Raw genomic sequence first — 17355 nt, forward strand, 5'->3', positions numbered from 1 at the left:
TAATTTTTTCATTTTATGAACACAAGATATTTTATTGGTATACTTTCAGTCTTATTCTTGGTATCGTGTAGCAATACAGAACCTGAATTTGATGATTTTGATACGCAAACCGTCTATTTTCCATACCAAACGCCTGCCAGAACATTAATTCTTGGTAATTATGATCAAGGAATCAACGAGGAGGATAATGCCTATCGTTTTGAAATTACGGCCTTGATGACCGGTGTTTATTCGAACGATGAAGAAAGAAAAATTTATTTTGAAGTAGATAACAGCCTATTGGCTAACGTGGCCAATGTAAAGCCCCTACCAGCGGATTACTACACTTTTGAGAGCATAAGTCCGGTAACCATTGCTTCCGGTGATACCAAGGCTCGCATACAAGTGCAGTTGTACGACAATTTTTTCAACGATACCTTATCTTTTGGAAAGGTCAATACGACCAATTATGTCATCCCCCTTAGAATTACCCAGGCCGATAATATCGACAGCGTGCTTTCGGGCCGTAGCTTTGATAACGTGACCAATCCCGATAGGGCCAATGCTGCGCATTGGGATATTCTTCCTAAAGATTATACCCTTTTCGGTATTAAATACATGAACCGATTTCATGGCAACTACCTGCGAAGGGGTAGGGATATGATTACCACCGGTACACCGATATTGGGTAGGGAGTATAATGCGGAATTTACCATTGATGATGAAATCGCCTTTGTTGAAACCAGCGGATTCAATAAAGTGCACCTAGAGAATATCATCGGGCGAGGCGAAAACTCCAGCCCCGGTAACGTAGCATTGGAACTTTCCTTCGATGATGATACCTGTTCTATTTCCAGCTATAAAGACGACCCCTACAACGTAAGTGGTACCGGTAAATTTGTCGAAGGTGGGGATACTTGGGGAGGAAAACCAAGAGATGTCATTTATTTGGATTATACCTATACGGATGTCGACAATTCAGAAACACATGCAGTTAAGGATACCTTGGTCATCAGGGATAGAACGGCGGTTTTTGAAGAGTTTGAAATTGAACTAAAATAAAATTGGAAAATGAAACATATTCTAAATTTTACACATAACAGAGTCGCGGCCTTACTGATGGTCATGGCCATCATGGTATTTTCTTCGTGCAATAACGACGATGACGGGGCAGAGGAGGTATCATCAAGCGTACGCATGAAAACCTTGCCGAAAGTGGCCTATGTATTGGGCGAGCAGCTCGACCTTTCCGATCTTGTTATTTCCATGCAAAAGAATGGCAGTATGGTAGATGTTCCCTTTGCTTCCTTTGGGGCCGAAAATATCACTACCGACCCTGCAAATGGTACCGTACTTGATTTTTCACATCAACAGCTTACCATAACCATTGGAGACTCCGGAAAAGGCTTGATACAGGCCATCAGCGTTACCAATAACGTCGTCGAACTTGAAGTGAAAACGAAGGCTAAAGCGAATTATGTAGACGGTCAAAAAATTGATTTGACCGGTATGGTCGTAACCTTGGTAATGGAAGACGGAACCAAGGAAGATGTGGCATTCGATGATTTTGGTACGGAAATTCAAACGGTTCCAATGAATGGTGATATCGTTTCCGTAGACGATTCTGAAGTTATGGTAAGCTATGTGTCTACCAAGGCAAAGGTTGCACAAGACATAGAAGTGGTTCCGTTTGCGCCTTTAAGTGGCGTTGTTACAACACCACCGACCATAAGCGAATACGAAATCGGGGAAAGGCTTGATTTGGAAGGTATGGTTTTGACCTTTACCATGTCAGACGGTCAAGAGGTGGTTGTTCCCTTCGAAAATTTTGAAGCCTTTGAACTTACGGCCACTCCCGCCAATGAAACGAAACTGATAGCTACCGATAGCGAGGTTCAGGTTTCGCATGCAACGGGACTTTCCTTAGCGGTTCCTATTACGGTCAATCCTCTTGATGTAACCGGAATGGCCATAGAAACGAAACCGGAGAAAACCTTGTATAAAGACGGGGAGGTAATAGCCCTTAAAGGCTTGACCCTAAGGTTGTCGATAAACGGGAAGGAAGATCTTATCGTTTCGAGTGAGGATTTTGCTATCTATGAGATTGTTACCACACCCGCCGAAGGGGAAGTATATGTAGATGGCACCACCGAAATAGTGGTTACTTATCCAGATTTTGTCGATACCGTTTCCATACCGCTAGGTTCTGAAACAATTTATGAGTCCGATTTTACAGGAGGACTCGATGGTTGGAGCGCCAATCAAAATGGTGGCGGCTCGGTAAACATCTCCGCGGAAGAGGGAGTTCTTGTGGCCCAAGACATTGTGCCAGGGGCCAATCCATGGGATGTTCAGTTGTTCAAGCCTTCCATAATATTGGAAAAAGGAGCCAAGTATAAACTTACCGCGGTAGTAAAAGCCTATCCTGGCCAAGGAGACTTCTGGTTTACCCTATCGGTAGGCGACGGTACAGGAAGGGACGGCTGGCAAGCATACGACGGTGGTGGCGGTATATGGTTGGCCGGTGATACCGAGTACCAGACTTATGAAAAGGAGTTTACCATGGGTAGCGAAACCACAACTGGAGGCCGGGTCTTATTGGATATCGGTAACCAGACCAACGGTATAATGGTACAGTACGTGAAGTTAGAAAAATTATAGTCTTTTAGTTGAGTAGTTAGTGTAACCTTTCGATCGGAGTAAAGCAACTATTACGGTCGAGAGTTACGGAAAAAAGGCCGGTTGATTACCACAATTGACCGGCCTTAATTATGCCCTTATGTTCCTAAGGTAACACGGGAACAACGCAATTTGAATTCATATAGAAAACCAATGGAGGCCTCTCTTTCTGGTCTCCCTAAACCCCTAAAATTTATATCGCATGAGAAAAACAGTTCTAATTTTTATGGTGCTTAGTGTAAACTTCAGTCTTTTTACGTCTTGTGGCGAAAAGGATCATTCAGACGGGGCTCATGTCTCGGGTGATCCTGACATACGCGAAATGTCAAAAGAAGAAGGGAATGAAGAAGATGGGGAGGATGACGGCAATATGAGGGAGATAGCCCCTAAGGAATTCGTTCTTGACATGGGGGCCGGTTGGAACTTGGGCAATGCAATGGATACCTATAACAGTGACGAGACGGCTTGGGGAAACCCCTTGACCACTAAGGCCATGATCGATGAAATTGCCAAAATGGGATTTAAAACCTTACGTTTACCGGTTACTTGGAAGTTTCATATAGGGGAGGGCCCAGACTATCTTATTGAAGCAAATTGGTTGGATAAGGTCGAGGCCATTGCCAATTTTGCCCTCGAAAATGAGATGTATGTGATCATAAATATACACCATGATGAAACATGGATCCTTCCTACCTATGAAAAGGCCGATGAAGTAAAAGATGAACTTTCGAAGGTATGGACGCAAATAGCCAATAGGTTCAAGACTTACGGCGATTACCTTATTTTTGAAACCCTAAATGAACCGAGACATAAGGGTACGCCCGAGGAATGGAAAGGAGGTACACAAGAAGGCCGTGATGCCGTCAATCAATATCACCAGGTCAGTGTCGATGCCATTCGGGCCACGGGGGGCAATAATGCAAAGCGAAAAATAATGGTGTCTACCTATGCTGCAAGTACCGCTTCAAATGCTTTGAACGACTATCTTGTACCCAATGGGGATAAAAATGTTATTGTATCGGTGCATAGCTATTTCCCTTATCAGTTTTGTTTGGATGGAACGGACTCCACTTGGGGAACCGAAGCCGACAAAACCGCCTTACTTGCGGAGTTGGATAAAATCCGTGATAAATTCATCGTCGAAGATAATAGGGCCGTGGTCATGGGGGAGTGGGGCTCAACCTTCAGTGATAATCCCGAAGACCGCTTGGTCCATGCCGAATTCTATGCCAGGGCCTGCGCCGAAAGGGGCATTTGTCCCATTTGGTGGGATAACGGGAATGTTGATGAGTTCGGTATTTTTAATAGAAATACCCTTGAGTGGAATTACCCTGAAATTGCCGAGGCCATTGTTAAGGAAACGACTGAGGTCCGTTCAAAGGCAAAAACGGAATAGTAGATTTTCGAACCTATGAAATATCAGGGGCGTGGCCAGCCCCTGCGTTTTTAAAGCTAGATACTTGAAATGTAATTTTCTAGGTTTTGTGAGCGCTCTAACCCCATTTTTTTTCGAATTCTAGAACGTGAGACGTGAACGCTATGGGGTTCTATATTTAAGATCCGGGCCATGTCTTTGGTCGTTAGGTTCAGTTTTATAAGCGCACAGTGCTTTTGTTCGGTAGAACTCAGGCTTGGGTGATGTTCTTTTAGTTTATCGTAGAAAGCGGAGTTGACCTGTGTAAATTGAAGGTTGAATTCGTTCCACAGGTCGTTAGATCCCTTTTTGTATTTGCTGAAAAGCGATTTGTAGCGGGGCGAGCCTTCTTTTTTCAACATATCGAGTAGCTCATCGATGGCACTGTCTTTGTCTATGAGTTGAAGGGCATAAGAGGTGAGTTGTTTGCTTTTAATCTCAATCTCGTTTTTGCTTCGTTCACTTATAAGTTTAGTGTGCAATTCCGCTTCTTTTTGGCGTAAAACGGTTTTTTTCAGTTTGAGCCTAGTACGTACCACAATAAAGATTACGATCCCGAGCAAAACCAAGAGCCCCATGATAATCTGAAGCCGGCGTTGTATCTGGAAGTTTTTCTCTATGATGATGTTTTTTTGCTCTAAAAGGGCATCCTTTTTTGAAATGGACTTGAGGTAGGTGTCCTTAATTTGAAAAAGTTCACTGTTCGTCTGGTTTTTTGCCTGTAGGATTTGGTCGGCGGTACGGGTCGATTCAATGAGATAGTCGTAGGCCAAGTCCTTTTCCCCGCTCATGGAATATACTTCTGCGATCTTACGTAGTACTTCGGCTTCTAAATCGTTTCTAAACCCGTGGTCACGGCTCAGCGATAAACTTTCATTGTAGAAATAGAGCGCACTATCCTTTTGGCCGAGGTCTTTTTTTAAATCGCCCAGGTACATAGAGATATTGGGGCGGTAGTTCGCTTGTTTGTCTAGCGTATGCTTGCGTGAAAGATGTAAATAAGTGCTTGCCTTGCCGTACTGTTTGAGTTCTTGCATGATTTTTCCTCGCTCGGCATCCCAGAAGGGCATCTCTACACTTTTTTCGAGCTTGACCGATGGGTTGATAAAGCAAGAGTCTAAGTACTGCATGGCTTTATGGTGATTCCTCGATTTACGCTGCCGTACGGCCATGTACATATAACTGGAAATCAGATGTTTTACCTGGGTGGAATCGAGAACGTATATTTCCTTTGCGATTTTTAGGGACTCTCCTAAATGTAAGACCGATTGTTCGTTCATATTGAACTCATCGTAAAGACGGGCCAGGTCAATACGTATTCGCACTTTCTGCGCCTTGTTTTTAAAAAAATCGCTTAAGTACTTGGCCTGCCATAGGTGATCGAATGATCGACTGAATTTTCCTTTCTTCTTTTGAATTTCCGACATGCCCAAGAGACAGTGTACTATATGTACCGTGTCTCTTTTTTTTTCAAAATAGGCTTTGGAAACATCGAACATGTGATAAGATTTATCGGGAAACAGCTTCGATTCGGTTACGGCCTTCTTTATTTGGTTTGTATAGTAGGATGTGCTGTCTTGTATATGGTTTTTATGCGCCTTGTTTTGACAAAACAGGCCCGTATGAATGTAGAAGAATAATATAAAAATATGTAAATATCTGAAATACAGTTTCATGTGGGGTTTTAAGCTTACTGGAATCAAGATATTAAATATTAAAGGGAATATCGTCTTTATGAGGGCGTAATTATCTTTTGTATAATATTTGTAAAGTATCTTTTTTAAGCTTTGTTGTTTTCTATGGCTAGTTTTGAGGGGTCGGGGGCGACTTGGAAAAGCGATGTGACATTAATGGGCAAAAGCTAAAAATAATTCTTTTCAATACATATGGAAAAATTTAAACGGATAACGAACAAAGGGATAAAGGGCGTATTCTTATTAGGGATGGCGCTTTTTCTGGGGAATGGATTTTCACAAGAGGTAAAACCGCCTAACGTGATTTTGGTAATGACCGATGATCAAGGGATAGGTGATTTGGCCTGCCATGGTAACCCGTGGATAAAGACCCCGAATATCGATAAGTTTTATAAACAGGCCGTACGCCTGACCGATTTTCATGTAAGTCCTATGTGCACTCCTACACGGGCGGCGCTTATGACCGGAAGATATCCCGTGAATAACGGTGCATGGGCCACTTATAAGGGGCGTGATGCCTTGGCGGAAAATGCACTTACCATGGCCGATGTGTTTAAAAGGAACGGTTATAAAACGGCAATGTTCGGCAAGTGGCATTTGGGCGATAACTACCCCTCAAGGCCTACCGATAGTGGCTTTGATGTAGCGGTCCACCATAAGGCCGGAGGTGTGGGCGAGTTATCCGATTATTGGGGGAATAGTTACAACGACGATGTGTACTACGTTAACAATGAGCCTAAACAGTTTTCAGGCTATTGTACCGATGTATGGTTTCAAGAAGCCATGAAGTTTATCGATAAGAACAAAGAAGCGCCTTTCTTTTTGTACTTGCCTACCAATGCGCCCCATAGTCCGTTTATCGTCGCGGAAAAATATGCAGCGCCTTACCGACATTTGGTAGGCGATAAAATAGTAGGTGCCGAATTCTATGGAATGATTACCAATATTGATGAGAATTTCGGAAAACTCGAAGCTTATCTGAAAAAACAAAAATTGGCCGACAATACCATACTGATCTATATGACCGATAACGGTTCGGGAGGCGGTGTGAGTGATGACGGTAAACTGGGTTTTAATAAAGGTTTTAGGGGAAAAAAGGGACAGCGTTACGAAGGAGGTCATCGGGTACCCTTTTTTATACGTTGGAAAGACGGTAAGATAAAAGGAGGGAAAGACTTGAACGAATTAACGGCGCATGTAGACCTGATTCCCACCTTGGCCGGTCTCTGTGGTCTTGAAATTCCCGAAAGAATGAAGTTGGACGGAATCGATTTTTCTCCACTATTGCTCAAAAACGGAAAGCTCGATGAGAAAAGAACGGTCTTTGTACACCACCGTCAAGATTGGCGTAGCCCACACGATACCGATGAAACCGCGATACTCAACAAGAAATGGCGGCTGGTAAACGGAACGAATTTATACGACATAGGGAAGGACCCGCATCAAGACCATGATGTGGCCTCAAAAAACAATAAAGTAGTAGAAGGTTTATTGGCTCAAAACGAAGCATTTTTGAACAGGGCCAAATCGGGGAATGAATACCAAGAGTTTCCGGTGAGTATTGTCGGTAACGATAACCAGAAAGAAATTAAACTGACCATTCAGCACGCCATTGGAGAAGATGGGGGTATCTGGAAACCGGAGCAGGTGGCATCGGGAATCAAGAACAGGAACAATACCCATCCTATTAAAGTCGAAAAAGCGGGGCAGTATAAAATTTCTTGTATGCGTTGGCCCAAAGAATGTTCCGGGCCCATTTGGGGCATTCCTGAAAAGAACCCTAAAAACCAATATGACTACAAAAGCATACATCCTGAAAAAGTACGGATCCAAATTGCCAATCAAATCCAAGAGCGGTCCATTGATGCCGGAGCCCACAGTGTAGATTTTATCTTGAACCTTCAAGAAGGAAAGACCATGTTGGTCAACGACTTTATGGAGGGAGGGGAGACCTATGGGGTATACTACACCTATGTTGAATATTTAGGAAAATAGAAAAGACAATAAAACCATAACCAGACCAAGCCATGAAAAACATCACTACAATCGTTGCCCTACTTTTTTTGTTGGGAGCATGTCAAGATCAGTCCGAGAAAAAACCATACGTAGAACAGCAAGCCGATCAAGGGGGCTTCCCTTTTATATTGCCTAGCGAAAAACCCAACCGAAAGATGAGTGCCGCAATGGAACGAATCTATACCGACTACGAAGCACCGCAGCCACAGCATAACGAGCTTTTTAGCCAATTTAAATATACTGAGCTCAAAGGTTTCGATTACAACGGAAACGATGGTACGATTACAAGAAGGGATCCTTCCAAAATACTCTTGCACAAGGGGAAGTATTACGTGTGGTACACGTATAGAAATACTTCTACGCCACCGCGGGGGGCAGATAAGAGTAATGATACCATTCCTTCTTCCGACTGGGACCTGTCCGAAATTTGGTATGCTACGTCTTCCGATGGTTTTACTTGGGAAGAACAAGGGGTGGCCATAAAAAGACCTAAAAAACCCTTGGTAGGATGGCGGTCGGTAACGACTACCGATATTTTGGAGTGGAAGGGCAAATATTACCTGTATTACCAAGGCTTTATGGAGGCGAGCGGAAAAAGAGGGGATGATTGCCCTGTTGCCGTTTCCTATGCCGATTCGCCCGATGGCCCATGGACCCCGTATAATAAGGTAGTGATCCCGAACGGGGGAGAAGGGGAGTGGGACCAATATTCCATTCACGATCCGTATCCCCTTGTTCACAATGGTAAAATCTATATTTATTATAAATCCGATTTTGGTGAAAAACCCGACAAGGTACGTATGCAAGGACTCGCTATTGCTGATGATCCCTTGGGGCCTTTTACAAAGCATCCCCTGAATCCCTTAATAACTTCGGGGCATGAGACTTCATTGTTTCCCTTCAGGGAAGGGGTTGCGGCTTTGGTCTATAAAGACGGTCCCGAACACAATACCGTACAATATGCCGAAGATTGGGTAAATTTTGAAATTGCCTCCATTACCGAGTTGATGCCCTATGCAGGCGCTCCCTATGTGCCGGATGCCTTTACCGATACCGATTATGGCAGGGGCGTTACTTGGGGCCTTGCCCACTTTATCAATTTAGGGGGCAAAGGCAAATACCATTCAAAACTCGTTCGTTTCGACTGTGACCTGAGCCTTGATCTAGATGACCCCGAAATGAAGGAACACCGGGTAAATCACCGGCCCGATGTCTATTACAGACAAGGCTTGAGTGCCAAACAGGTGGAACGCCTACAGTCCGAGGTACTGAAATAGAAATTGAGTTTTAAAATCAACGGAAGAGGGCATTTAGCGATGCTCTTTTTGGTTTCAAGACTTTAAGGAAGAAAGCTTTCAGAACGCTTAAAGTGGCCCAGTTTCTACATTTCATCTTAAAATAACGACTCGTCTATAGGTATCTAGGCATTCACATGTAGATAAACGCTGTTTATCGAAAACTATAAGTTTTTTCTGACTCTATACCCTAATTTTGGGGTATTGAAATACGGGCGATATATGTCTGATAGGAAGTTTGAGAAGGCCGTTTATCGCTGTTTATGATAGAACGAAATAAATGTTCCCCCTTTTTGAAAAAGCACGGGTCGGCCTAGATGAAAATATCGTTCGTATTTTATTATTTCTTTCGAAAATAGGAATCGCGTCTGCACCTATTGTCTTTTTTAAGGACTTCATCTGATGAAAGTTCTTTTTCTTTTACTCCCCGTTTTTTCCTTCATTTTTTTTATTTGGTACTTAGTGGTAATTTTAGCCCTTGTTCCCAATTGGTAATTTAGATACATCTAATGTCGTTTTATAGTGATTTGGTCGACATCGGCTCCCGTTTTATAGGCAAGCATAAATTATTGAAATACGGTTTTAACCTTTCGCCTATGTACCGTCGTAGCACGGCAAGGGTGAAAGCGGTTTCGTCCGATTTGCGAAAGGTGACGGTGAAATTGCCTATTGGGTATAAAAACCGGAATTATGTAAACACTATATTCGGAGGAAGTATGTTCTCGGCCGTTGATCCCATACCCATGGTTCAGCTCATTAACATACTTGGCGACGATTATGTGGTTTGGGACAAGTCTGCCGAAATTTACTTTAAAAGGCCTGCCAAAGAAGACCTCTATGCCGATTTTGAATACAGTTGGGAGGAAGTAGAGAAAATCAAGCAAAGGGTAGCGCAAGAAGATGCGATCGACATTGTAAAGACGACTTACTTGATGAACAAGGCTCGTGATATTGTCTTCTGTGAAGTGAAAAAGACCATTTATGTAGCCGACAAGGCATTTTATAAGAAGAAAAGGGCGTTGGCAGAAGCGAAGAAAAAAGAAGTAAATTAGTTTTGCTCCTTCTCTTTTTCTTCGTTGAGTTGTTTAATAAAGTATGAGGGGAGAATACCCAAACGTTTTTTGAAAGCCGAATAAAAGGTGTTTTGGTTGTTGAATCCACATACACTGGCAATATAACTTAGCTTACTATTTCTGAAATCTTCATCTTCGACCAAACGTTTGAGAAGGTAGTTTATTCTTAACTCGTTGATATAGTTGTTGAAATTCGATTTTTTTTCATGGTTGATTACCTGTGACAAGTATTTTTGATTGGTCTGTAGTTCTTCCGACAACGATGAAAGGCTGCATTTTTGATTTAGAAAATCGTTGTTTTTTTCGAATTTTTTCAGCTTTATTAATATGATTTCCTTGATATCTTCATCAATATATTCATGGGAACGAAATCTTTTGGGGACGGTTTCTTTTGGTTTGTCGGAATGGTGAGCCTTGTTCTGTTGGTGTATCTTTTCTTGTATGAGCTCTTTGGTCCTATAAAACAAGAGCCGGTTTTTCTTTCTTACCTTAAAATACGAATATGTGGCGATACCACCAGATATAAGGGTCAGCGTTAGTACAAGGAGTATAAATACATAGCGTTCTTCTTGGTTTTTGGTACGTATTTCAAGTATTTCCTTTTCTTTGGAAATTTCGTTGATTCTTCTGCTTGCCTCTAGAATTTGTATTCTCTGGTTGGTTTCTAAGGAAAAAAGCGAATCGCGAACGGCCCAATGAATGGCCGAGAAAGACTGTCCCAGTTCTACATTTCCTTTGGCTTGGTGAAGCTTCGCTAACTTCTGGCTCACGTCTTTGACCACATCGAAGGCATTGATTTTTCTCGCCGTTCCATAGCTTGCCGTATAACTTTTTATGGCCGCTGTAGTATCGGCCCTTTTAAGGCTGAGTTCGGCCCTCAGGATATAGGCCCTAGGAAGCCTGAACCTGTATTCGTTTTCATTGATAAGTTCGAACACCCTATTGAGATACTGTTCGGCAAGTGCAAATTCGCCTTGTTCTATGTATATACTTGCGATATTCATAAATACGGCACTCTCAATATAGCCTCCAGGGGCCGGTAATTTTTGTTTTAGCTTTAGATAGAAGGTGTAGATTTCGGAGGCGGGTCGACTACCTTGTAAAACATGGACCATTCTGGCCATCTCGTCTATCTTGGGTAAAATATTTTGTGTCCGTTTTAAGGCCAAGGAATGATCGATGCCCTTGAGGCAATTTTCAAGCGCCTTTTCATATTGCCCCAATCTTAAATATAGATGGGAAATCGAAGAGTAGGCCTTCATCAAAACATAAGGGTTTTCTATTGCTTCCCCATAGCGTAGATTTTTTAAAGAGGTGTCGAGAGCCAAATCATATGCTCCACGCTCGGTGTGGATATATGATTTTAGCGCACTGTTGTCAGCAATGATTTTAGGGTATTGATCTATTAGCTTTTCTGAATCTAAACGGTCCAATAATTCAGATGCCTGGTCAAACTTACCTTGCATGAAATATATAAATGCTTGATGGGTAATCGACTGCAGATAACCTTCCGTATAAGCTATTTCTTTAGAAAGTTCAAGAGACTCGTTATTATAGTCTTCTGCAAGTTCGGGTGATTTGTAGATGTAAAAGTTATATAATTTAAAGCAGGCCTGAACCTTTTCTTTTCCTTTGGTCCTTGACCGTTCGTCTAAAAGTCCCTTTTCGTCAAAAACAATATTTCCCTGCGCCAATTGTTCGTCTACCAGTTTTTCAAGACGTATGAGGTAAGCTTGAACATCTCGGGTAGTATAGGGCTGTCCTACCACTGGTAAAGAGACCAAAATAAACAGAACGATAACAATTCGCTTAAGATTCATAAAGTATTTGGGTTTCGGTAAAATGACATCGGATAAATGGGTAGCCGAGTATATTTTCCTAGGGCTAAGATAAAGGAGTTTGTAGGAATAGAATTTTAAGGAAGCATAAATCTACGATCAATTGCCACTGTGGGATGTATTTCGTCGAATATCTAGTTTTTGATGAAACATATAGTTTCCGGAAATATAAAATTCATGAATTTTCTAACGAATTAACTAGGCCTTTCCTACGTTAACAATTCTTTTCGAATATTTTGGTTGACTGGTTACTTTGGCCAGCTTTCTCAAAAAAAATACTTAACCCTTATGTATAAGTGCCTATGAAGAACACCCTTTAACTCAATTTCAATCTACTACTGGTCCTCTTTTTAAAGAGGGCATCTTAACTAACTAATCTGATTGTACCATGAAAAAACATGCAAAAACAAAATGTACAGGATGCACTTTGTTCAAAAGCTCCTTGTCGTTACAAATTCTATTTTTCATTATTCTAGTTCCCAATCTCTCAATTTCGGCGGTATCTCAACCGAAATCATTTCTGTCCCTTTCAACAAACACTCCTGATCTATTAGAACACTCTATCTCTAAAAACCTTAGTATCGCTAGCGCCCAACAATCGGAAGTTAGGGGAACCGTTGTTGACGAAGATGGTACGCCCTTACCGGGAGCCAATATTTTGGAAAAGGGAACAACCAACGGTGTGGTTACCGATTTTGATGGAAACTTCACTTTAAATGTACAAAGTGAAAATGCCGTGATTGTGGCTTCATACATTGGTTTTAAATCAAAAGAAGTAAAGGTTTCGTTCAGCTCTTCCCTACAGATACAACTTGCTTTGGATGCTTCAAAACTTGAGGAAGTCGTTGTTGTGGGCTATGGGGTTCAAAGAAAATCCGATGTTACGGGATCAGTAGCCAGTGTTGATGGCGATGCCATTCTGAAAAGGCCGGTGGGCAATGCCCTTCAGGGTCTTCAAGGCCGAGTTGCAGGTGCTAATGTATATTTGAATTCAGGTAACCCTACTGCCGCCCCTAGAATTATTATTAGGGGATTGGGAACCATCAACTCAAGTTCCGACCCTCTCTTTGTAGTCGATGGAGTGGTAATGGAAGATATTCAGTTCCTGAACCCGAACAACGTAGAAAGTATGGAGGTCCTTAAGGATGCCTCTTCAACATCTATATATGGGGCCAGGGGAGCCAATGGCGTAATTTTGGTTACTACTAAAAGGGGCGCTAAAACCGAAGGTGTTACTGTATCGTATGACAGTTACTTGAGTTTGGGCCATCTGCGAAAAAAACTAGACCTTTTAAATTCGGAAGAATGGTTGCAAGTAGTAAAGACAGGCTTCGCAAATACCCCGAAATACCGACCGGGTACCGACGCCCCCGAATTTACTACAGACGACCCCCGCCTGTTCGACAGCAGTGGCAAACCGCTGTACGACACCGATTGGCAAGATGAGGCTACGCGAACGGCCGTTACCCATAACCACCAATTGGCGGTGCAACAGAATAATGGAAAGTCGTCGGTGGGAGCCTTTTTTAATTTTTCCGATGTCGAGGGGATTATGCTCAATAATGATTTGGAAAGATGGAACGGCAAGCTTACTTACGATACCCAAGTGAGGGATTGGCTTTCTTTTGGTGCCAATGTTTTAGTGAATTATACCATTGAAAATGAATTTTCAGATGGAGGAGGCGGGCAAGTGCCAAGAAGAACGATGATTGAAATGCCCCCGATTTTTCCAGTGCGCTTTCCCGACGGTACTTATTCAAATAGCCGTTCGATTACCGATCCGTACAATGTTGAAGCCATGGCAAATCCGGTACACGTATTGGAGACCCAAGTACAACGGAACCTTAGAAACCAGATTTTCGGGAATGTCTACTTTCAGTTCCATCTTGCGGACGGACTCGATTTTAAAACACAGTTCGGTATCGATAAACAAGATCGTACGTTTCAGGATTTTTCACCCAATGACCTGATCAATACATCGGCTCCCTTGGGCCGCGCCAGTGTGGCAGAGGACAAGGTACTTTATTGGCAGCAGGAAAATTTCTTGTCATATAATAAAAGTTTAGGCGACTCACGTATAAACGCCGTACTTGGGGCGAGTTGGCAAAAGCGAAGCTATTTTGGTTTTAGTGCCCGATCGGAAGGTTTTCCCGACAATTCGCTTTCTTTTTACCGATTGCAATCAGGTAGTGTTTTTGGCGAACCCCAATCAGGGTATAACGACTGGTCCATCAACTCTTATTTTATGAGGGCGGGATACACCTATAAAGATCGCTATCTCTTAACTCTAACAGGTAGGGCCGATGGGTCTTCTCGGTTTGGGGCCAATAATAAGTATGGCTTCTTTCCTTCCATAGGTATGGGATGGGTGGTTTCCGAGGAAAAGTTTTTGGAAAACAACACTTTCTTGAATCAATTAAAGCTGAGAACAAGCTATGGGGTAACGGGTAATACCGAAATCAGTCCGTATTCTACCTTGGCTACCATTTCTTCGGGTACGGCTCTGGTCAACGGGCAAAGGGTAAACGATAGCTTTGTGAGTCGTATACCTAACCCCGATGTGGGCTGGGAGACGACTACCCAATTCGATGTTGGTATGGAAATGAGTACCAATACAAACCCGCAGATAAGCCTAGAACTTGATTATTATTACAAATTGACCGAAGACCTGTTGCTCGATAGGCCGATACCGCGCTCCTCAGGTTTTGGAAGTATTCGAGATAATATAGGTTCTATTTCGAATAGGGGAGCCGAAGTCGCTTTAAGTTCGGCATATTCTAAAAACGATTTCTTTTGGGAGTCCGTATTCAATCTCAACTACAATAAAAATAGGATTGAAAAATTAGGGGCGAACGATGAAGATATTTTTCCAGGCCCTAGTTTTGTATCGGGGAGTAATACCATCTTAAGGGTAGGGGAGCCGGTAGCTTCTTTCTGGGGATTGGAACGTCTGGGAATCTGGGGAACCGATGAGGCTGACGCGGCCGCTGAAGTTGGGGCTTTGCCCGGTGAAGCCAAACGATCGGCCGAGCGTACGATTATAGGGAACGGATTGCCCACATGGACAGGTAGCTTTATCAATAACTTTAAAATGGGCCGTTTCGACTTTTCGGTCGACCTTCAGTTTGTGTATGATGTAGACATTCTTCAGCAAGCCTTGCATTCTACCGAAGATCGATCAGGAATCGCCAATGGCCTACGTACGATACTGACCGAAGGGTGGACCCCTGAGAACCAAAATACGCAGGTACAGGAAATCAGAAACCAAGGTACATCCGGACAAAATAGTCAAGTTGACAGCCGTTGGGTCGCCGATGGGTCGTACTTGCGAGGCAATCTGTTTGTCTTGGGGTATACCCTTCCCGATAAATTTTTGGGCTCATACGGCATTAAGAACTTCAGGGTTTATGGAAGTGTAGATAACGCTTTTGTGGTACAGTCGAAAGACTTTCAGGGCTATGATCCCGAAGGCTCTTCCAACACCAGCCAGTTCGGTCAAAATATATTCTTTTTTCAATATCCAAGGCCTAGGACTTTTACCCTTGGGTTTAATCTTAAATTTTAATGGCTATGAAATACTATAAAATATTCGGTTTTTTAAGTTTAGTTCTGGCGGTGGTATCTTGTTCTGATTTTTTGGAGGAAGAGCCTAGGGATTCGTTAAGTGTTGACCAATACTTCTCTGAACCTGGTCAAGCGGAGAGTGCCGTGAATTATTTATACCAGAACGGTGTGCCGCAGATGTACCTCAGTGGAGGGGTGTTCAACGGTACCCGGGTCATGTACCTACAGTATCTGTCCGGTTTTTTCGATAATGAGTTTAACGGTCAGGAGCGTCAAGTGAATTTGGCCCAGCAATTGGCAATAACCCCCAATAATGTTGATAATGATTTAAATGGAATGTGGGAAGGACTCTACCGGGGGATTGCAGGAGCCAATTTGGCCATTGCCAATATACCGGAAACCCCTGGGCTATCTGAAGGGGAAAAGAAGAACCTGATAGCACAAGCCAGTTTTTTTAGGGGGTTCGCCTATTTCTATCTCGTTCGAATTTTTGGAGATGTACCATTGATAACCGAACCCGTCGGCGGATTGGATGAGATTTTTGTGGAACGTACTGCCATAGCGGATATATACGATCAGATTCTGGCCGATTTTAGTGTGGCTACTGTTGAAGGAAGCTTGCCCAATGGCAATATGGTGGATAACAATTACCGAATTACCCGGGAAACGGCCTTAATGGTATTGTCCGATATATATTTGACCATGAGCGGGGCTCCCCTGTCAAGTGACAATTATGCCAAAGCCGCTACAACTGCCCGTCAAGTAATCAATAGCGGGGCCTTTTCGCTTACATCGCACGATACCGACACCGAGGGCAATGTAATTTTAGGGAATAGTGCCTACAATAAAATAAGAAAGGAACAGGCCCTGGACAAGGAGTACATTTATCAAATTGAGTACGAAGCGGGGATACGTACTTCACCTTATCCGCAGTGGTCATTTCCGGCATCGGTCAGTGGGAGTGTGGGATCGGCCTATGGAAATATTCAAAATGCCTATGGTCCGCGACCCGAATTGTACGCACAGTATGATACGGAATTGGATTTAAGGGCCCAGGAAAAACAATATTTTCATAGTTCTTTTGTAACCGGGGCCGGTGAGACCATTACGTTTCCGGTAACGCCTTATATATGGCTCGATGAAGAAGCTTTCTTTTCAACTTCGCAATCGTCTAAAAATTTGAGGGCGTATAGTTATCCTGAAGCCCTGTTGGTTGCGGCAGAGGCAATTGCTCAATCGGAAGGGGTTACGGCCGAAGCGATCGATTATTTGACCCAAGTCAGGGCACGGGCCTATTGGACGACCGATATAGAAACGATTCGAGCCGAATTGACCGGACTTTCCGTTACCGATTTTGTTGAAGAAGTGTGGAAAGAAAGAAACAGGGAGCTTATATTCGATTTTAAGCTTTGGTTCGATATGGTTAGGACTAGAAAATATCCTGTCAATACCGATGGGGAAACCACTTTTGTCGATTTGGTAGGGCGGCAAAATACTTTTGGAAAAACCTTTGAAGAAAAACATTTATTACTGCCAATTGCTGAATCTGAAATTCAACGAAACCCAAATCTGACCCAGAATGTTGGTTATTAGACTTAATTGCTAGGTTAGGAAAAAGCCCCCAATTTGGGGGCTTTTTTACTTAATAGGGTAAATCGGTTTCTATTATTATGGTTTATGTCAAAAGATTTCCATTTTCGTCCCATTCGGCAATGTCGTTCCTTTTGCTTTGGTCGACACATTTGGCGATCCATTCGGGATCGTATTCCACGCCGTGCTTCTTGAGCACCTCGTCGGGCACCC

Annotated in this window: 10 protein-coding genes and 1 pseudogene; 8 read left to right on the forward strand and 3 right to left on the reverse strand. The window is 42.9% G+C overall.

Features of this window, described 5'->3' with window-relative positions; translation table 11 throughout:
• The first annotated feature begins 15 nt into the window (after positions 1-15).
• The 3 genes from B4Q04_RS15365 (at position 16) to B4Q04_RS15375 (ending at position 4054) form a co-directional block, all read left to right on the forward strand.
• Positions 16-1041, forward strand: coding sequence for a DUF5627 domain-containing protein (locus B4Q04_RS15365; RefSeq protein WP_013991596.1), 1026 nt, complete (start codon positions 16-18; stop codon positions 1039-1041).
• A 9-nt stretch (positions 1042-1050) separates the two neighbouring features.
• Entirely contained in the window at positions 1051-2640 is a 1590-nt protein-coding gene (locus B4Q04_RS15370; RefSeq protein ID WP_088697353.1) for a carbohydrate binding domain-containing protein, read from the forward strand.
• Between the two features lie 220 nt (positions 2641-2860).
• Positions 2861-4054, forward strand: a complete 1194-nt coding sequence (locus tag B4Q04_RS15375; protein WP_088697354.1) for a glycoside hydrolase family 5 protein — start codon at positions 2861-2863, stop codon at positions 4052-4054.
• A gap of 56 nt (positions 4055-4110) precedes the next feature.
• Here B4Q04_RS15375 and B4Q04_RS15380 read toward each other — a convergent pair whose 3' ends face one another.
• Positions 4111-5748, reverse strand: a complete 1638-nt coding sequence (locus B4Q04_RS15380) for a hypothetical protein (protein WP_088697355.1) — start codon at positions 5746-5748, stop codon at positions 4111-4113.
• Positions 5749-5958: 210 nt separating this feature from the next.
• Here B4Q04_RS15380 and B4Q04_RS15385 point away from each other — a divergent pair, with 210 nt between their 5' ends.
• The 3 genes from B4Q04_RS15385 to B4Q04_RS15395 all read left to right on the forward strand — a co-directional run bounded on the left by B4Q04_RS15385 (position 5959) and on the right by B4Q04_RS15395 (position 10129).
• Entirely contained in the window at positions 5959-7761 is a 1803-nt protein-coding gene (locus B4Q04_RS15385; protein WP_236631030.1) for an arylsulfatase, read from the forward strand.
• Between the two features lie 32 nt (positions 7762-7793).
• Positions 7794-9059 carry a glycoside hydrolase family 117 protein gene (locus tag B4Q04_RS15390; RefSeq protein WP_088697356.1) on the forward strand — a complete coding sequence of 422 codons (1266 nt, stop codon included), beginning with the start codon at positions 7794-7796 and terminating at the stop codon, positions 9057-9059.
• Positions 9060-9586: 527 nt separating this feature from the next.
• On the forward strand, positions 9587-10129 hold the full coding sequence (locus B4Q04_RS15395) for a DUF4442 domain-containing protein (protein ID WP_088697357.1): 543 nt from the start codon (positions 9587-9589) through the stop codon (positions 10127-10129).
• On the opposite strand, the gene B4Q04_RS15400 is transcribed toward B4Q04_RS15395, so the two are convergent.
• On the reverse strand, positions 10126-11970 hold the full coding sequence (locus B4Q04_RS15400; protein WP_088697358.1) for a helix-turn-helix domain-containing protein: 1845 nt from the start codon (positions 11968-11970) through the stop codon (positions 10126-10128). The two genes, B4Q04_RS15395 and B4Q04_RS15400, sit on opposite strands and share 4 nt — an antisense overlap.
• Before the next feature lie 406 nt (positions 11971-12376).
• Here B4Q04_RS15400 and B4Q04_RS15405 point away from each other — a divergent pair, with 406 nt between their 5' ends.
• On the forward strand, positions 12377-15553 hold the full coding sequence (locus B4Q04_RS15405; protein ID WP_088697359.1) for a SusC/RagA family TonB-linked outer membrane protein: 3177 nt from the start codon (positions 12377-12379) through the stop codon (positions 15551-15553).
• Positions 15554-15558: 5 nt separating this feature from the next.
• The gene (locus B4Q04_RS15410; protein WP_088697369.1) at positions 15559-17145 is read left to right on the forward strand and encodes a RagB/SusD family nutrient uptake outer membrane protein; all 1587 of its coding nucleotides are present in this window, start codon (positions 15559-15561) and stop codon (positions 17143-17145) included.
• Positions 17146-17227: 82 nt separating this feature from the next.
• On the opposite strand, the pseudogene B4Q04_RS22500 reads toward B4Q04_RS15410, so the two are convergent.
• A pseudogene (locus tag B4Q04_RS22500) lies at positions 17228-17355 on the reverse strand (gluconate 2-dehydrogenase subunit 3 family protein); the annotation flags it as partial.

This window comes from Zobellia sp. OII3 (genome assembly GCF_002211465.1).
Classification (GTDB): domain Bacteria; phylum Bacteroidota; class Bacteroidia; order Flavobacteriales; family Flavobacteriaceae; genus Zobellia; species Zobellia galactanivorans.

What these genes read in the sequence shown, in the direction of transcription:
- B4Q04_RS15405 (WP_088697359.1), top strand. Translation starts at nt 12,377, where the DNA reads ATGAAAAAACATGCAAAAACAAAATGTACAGGATGCACTTTGTTCAAA.
- B4Q04_RS15410 (WP_088697369.1), top strand. Translation starts at nt 15,559, where the DNA reads ATGAAATACTATAAAATATTCGGTTTTTTAAGTTTAGTTCTGGCGGTG.
- B4Q04_RS15365 (WP_013991596.1), top strand. Translation starts at nt 16, where the DNA reads ATGAACACAAGATATTTTATTGGTATACTTTCAGTCTTATTCTTGGTA.
- B4Q04_RS15390 (WP_088697356.1), top strand. Translation starts at nt 7,794, where the DNA reads ATGAAAAACATCACTACAATCGTTGCCCTACTTTTTTTGTTGGGAGCA.
- B4Q04_RS15400 (WP_088697358.1), bottom strand. Translation starts at nt 11,970, where the DNA reads ATGAATCTTAAGCGAATTGTTATCGTTCTGTTTATTTTGGTCTCTTTA.
- B4Q04_RS15375 (WP_088697354.1), top strand. Translation starts at nt 2,861, where the DNA reads ATGAGAAAAACAGTTCTAATTTTTATGGTGCTTAGTGTAAACTTCAGT.
- B4Q04_RS15395 (WP_088697357.1), top strand. Translation starts at nt 9,587, where the DNA reads ATGTCGTTTTATAGTGATTTGGTCGACATCGGCTCCCGTTTTATAGGC.
- B4Q04_RS15385 (WP_236631030.1), top strand. Translation starts at nt 5,959, where the DNA reads ATGGAAAAATTTAAACGGATAACGAACAAAGGGATAAAGGGCGTATTC.
- B4Q04_RS15370 (WP_088697353.1), top strand. Translation starts at nt 1,051, where the DNA reads ATGAAACATATTCTAAATTTTACACATAACAGAGTCGCGGCCTTACTG.
- B4Q04_RS15380 (WP_088697355.1), bottom strand. Translation starts at nt 5,748, where the DNA reads ATGAAACTGTATTTCAGATATTTACATATTTTTATATTATTCTTCTAC.